The 3,839-nt window shown below is 59.2% G+C and carries 1 protein-coding gene and 1 pseudogene; both read left to right on the top strand.

Annotated elements, in window-relative coordinates:
* Positions 1–3,094, top strand: a pseudogene (locus tag ABJK56_RS14035) (hypothetical protein); the annotation flags it as partial.
* Positions 3,095–3,570: 476 nt separating this feature from the next.
* The coding region (locus ABJK56_RS14030) for a DUF1559 domain-containing protein (protein ID WP_347245292.1) at positions 3,571–3,839 on the top strand (269 nt) is incomplete at its 3' end.

Below are 3,839 nucleotides of genomic sequence, written 5' to 3'. Positions count from 1 at the left end.
AACCAACCGAACCAACTATGGCGGAACATACGTGCTGGGGGACTTCGATCTTGGCGACGGGGTGGCGGCCTGGACGTTGACGCAGGACGGCGTGAAGGTTGGAATCGGAATGGGGGCGTGGGATTCTCGGGCCGGGGGCGTGGTCTTCCGCAAAATTCCCCTCGCGTCCCATCAGGAAGTCGATCGTCTGGTCGTCGAAGGACAAATTGTGGCGTGGGTGGCCCGCGATCGAGCCAACGTCAATAACCAGCAAATCTTTTTGGCCACCTATGATGCAGGCCAGTCGCTGTGGAAAACGTGGAGTGGCTCAGTCGCGACCAATCAGCAAATCGGGGATCTTCAGGTGGACGGTTGGGCGGCCTGGACGATTCGGCGTCAAGATGGCTCCGGCCAGTGGGTGGACCGCTCGGTTATGGTGGCGGTGTACGATCCTGGTCGCGGGGTGTGGAAAACGTTCCAGTCCCCTGAGGCTACCAATCGCTCTGTGATCAACCTTGGGCTCAGCCAGTCGATCGCGGCGTGGAAGATCGGTTACGCGGACGGCTTGGGCGGTAACTACGTGCCGCGCAACGTTGGGGCGGTGAGTTACGACTATTTGACAGGTCAGTTTAAATACAATGTGACCACCTACGATGACGGGACTTTCGTCGAGTATACGGCGGTGGGTGATGGGGTGGCCGCATGGTCTACGGGGAGCAACGTGACGGTCCTGGTTTACGATCCCGTGGCACAGAGCTTTAAGACGGCGAGCACTGCCCACGCAAATAATGTGCGGATCCGCAGCCTGACCACGGCAGGGCGTCTCGTGGCCTGGACTGTGGCGTATCCCAGCGGTTTTGATGATTCCTTTATTCCTCGGGATGTGGAATTTGCCGCTTACGACACGCAAATTCAGGCGTGGGTCCTTGGCGGGGAGAGTTATCCGACGGGCCAAGTGACGGACCTCTTTATCGAGAATCAGTTCGTCAATTATGCGGTGAATGGCACGGGGTATCGTCGGGCATACGACGCCTGGACGAGCTCCTGGGGCACCGGGGAGCCTGTTGCTGTTTCTACGTTTTTGGTGGCTCCCACAGTGGTTCCCGTTAACCGGGGGATCACCGTTCTCGACTGGTCCATGGGGGCCACAGACGGCTTCATTGACTATGGCGACGGCTGGAAGTCGGATAGCCGTCTGACGACGCACGCGTATCGTGTCGCTGGAGTCTATACCCTTTCTCAGCAGGTGTTTGGTCCCGGCGGGAGCGACAGTTCGCTGGCCACGATCGTGGCTATTCCTTCTCGCTCGCCAATCGACCTTGGGACTATCAGCAGCACGACTTTGCCCGCCCAGTCTCCGACCAACGGCACACTGTGGTACAGTTTCCAGGTGGCTGCCGATGGGGCTTTCACCGCCAATGTGAGTGGCGCGGGGGTCTCCAGCAACACCGCCATGGCCTTGTGCACCTCGACCGGCGAGCTTTATTCTCTGGTCGGGACAGGCACGACGTCGCTGGCGATTCCGTCCGTGACGGCCGGCACGACTTACTATTTGATGATCTCCGGATTGACCGGTACGGTGAATGTCACATTAGATAATCCCCCCACGCTGTCGCTCGAGGATCGGGTGGTCACTGTTCGAGGGACTCCGGGTGACGACGAGGCTTACCTTGGTTATTTTGGCGCACCGGCCGCTCTGGTGAACGGTGTCTTTATGAGCTTTGAGCCAGGCACCACGGGAGTTCTCTTCGACGGCGATACTGGCCAGGATACCGTGGGAATTTATGGAACGGATGGAGATGAGCATGCCGTGCTGGGGCTTTTCGAAGGGAACAGCCCCGGGGTTGACGTGACGGGCCTTGGTTATCAGCTTTTCGCGAGAAATTCCGAGGATGTCACGTTCGTGGGCGGCGGGGGCCAGGACGTGGCGGAATTGGGCGACACTCCGGGGGCGGATCTGTTCACAGTCCAGCCCGGCCTGGCCGTGATGTCGGGAAGCGGCCTCCGATTTGCTGCGCAGGATGTTCCCATTGTGCACGGTTACAGCCGACGGGGTGGCAACGACGAGGCGCAATTGACGGGCACATCGGAAAAGGATCAGGGACTTGTCACTCCGCAGTGGACGTCGGTGAGGAGTATCGACGGCAGTTACTTTGCCCGAGCCAAGGGGTTCAAGCAGGTGACCGTCAACGGTGGGGAAGGGGCCGACAGCGTGGAGTTCCGCGACTCCTCCGGAAAAGACATCCTGACCGTGGCTCCAGGCACTGCGCGAATGTCTTACCCTGGCGTCTCCGTCATAGCGACCAGTTTTGAGCAGGTCCAGGGCAGCTTCAGCGGGAGCGGTCAAGACGAAGCATATCTGTTTGGAAGCTCAGGCAATGATACCCTCACGGCCGAGCCGTTTAAGGCAACTCTCCAGGCCGGGGACCTTCGCGCCGTGATCAATGGCGCATCGCAAATCGTGGCGGCTTCGATGGGCGGGCAGGACAGTGCAACCTTGTTGGATTCGACGGGCGACGACACGGTTGTGGCCCGGCCGCGCGATGTGTCGTTAACAGGAACCGGCTATCTCGTGCGGGTTCTGGGGTACAAGAATGTGGTAGCAGAGGCCGCACGCGGCGGCACGGACGTGGCCCACCTGTACGACTCCGCTGGGGATGACCTGTTTATCGGCCGGCCGGGAGAGGCTGTTTTCCAGGGGCCGGGCTTTTCCAACACGGTTCGGGCGTTTGACTACGTCCATGCCTATTCGATTGTTGGGGGACGCGACGTGGCGCAGCTTTACGGTTCGTCCGGCGATGATGAGTTTGTCTCGTGGCCGGATTGGGCGCGGCTGAGCGGACCAGGGTACTTCATTCGGGTCAAGATGTTTGAGGAAGTCACCGTGGATAGCGACGGAGGCAACGACACGGCGGTGGTGAATGATTCGCCGGGGCCAGACTCCCTCGTCGCCACAGGCACCGAATTCCGACTGTCCGGGAATGGCAGCTCCATAGCATACCTGCACAAACTATTGGGGTTCGAACGAATTCGGGCCCGATCGCACGGAGGTGCCAACACGAAGTCGGTAGACCCGGCAGCTCTCGCCTACTTGCTGCTTTCGGGCCAATGGTGATGACACCAATCCTCTGATTATGATGACCACCGGGGCCTGGGGTGGTCGCCTGCCCACTCGAGCGGCGAGACTGCGCCGCTCTTTTTTTGCGACGGTTCCCCGTTCATTCGTCGCGGAGTCACTGATTGAGAATCGTTCTCGGCTTGCCTTACGGCTTTCCGGCCCCGGTTCTGGCCGAGCGTTTGGAGAGGGCTCTCACGGCTCCCTTTTGTTGTTCGTGAGGTGACTCGAAGCAGGCGCGGCCAGAGTCCCTTTTTAGACCGAATCACGTTTCGCCAATGGGAACGACTGGTCATTCGGCGGATGGTTGTGGCCGGTGGCGCGAGAGGGCCTCGTCGAAAATTAACAGCAAATAGGTAGCGCTTTTCCTGAACTATTCCAGTACTATAATACGCTTTTGAACGGTAATGAGATTCAGTCTCAATAGCTGTCTCAGCATTACGGAAAGGAGATTGCGCCTTGCCACGACGTGCCTCTTGTCAGAAGTGGAGCCCCGAATTCGTGCTCGAAGCGGATTCGCCCTCGTTGAGCTCCTGGTGGTCATTGCGATCATCGGGATTTTGATCGCTCTGTTGCTTCCGGCGATCCAGGCCGCTCGAGAGGCCGCCAGACGTTCTGCGTGCATTAACAATCTGAAACAATTTGGGTTGGCGCTCCATAATTTCGAGAACATCAATCGGGTTTTCCCGCCGAGTATTGGGGGCCCTGTGGGTTCGGGGTTGCAAACAGAATGGTCCGCACAGGC

The organism is Thermogutta sp. (assembly GCF_039793925.1).
Lineage (GTDB): Bacteria > Planctomycetota > Planctomycetia > Pirellulales > Thermoguttaceae > Thermogutta.
This window is presented reverse-complemented; position numbering and strand designations above follow the sequence as displayed.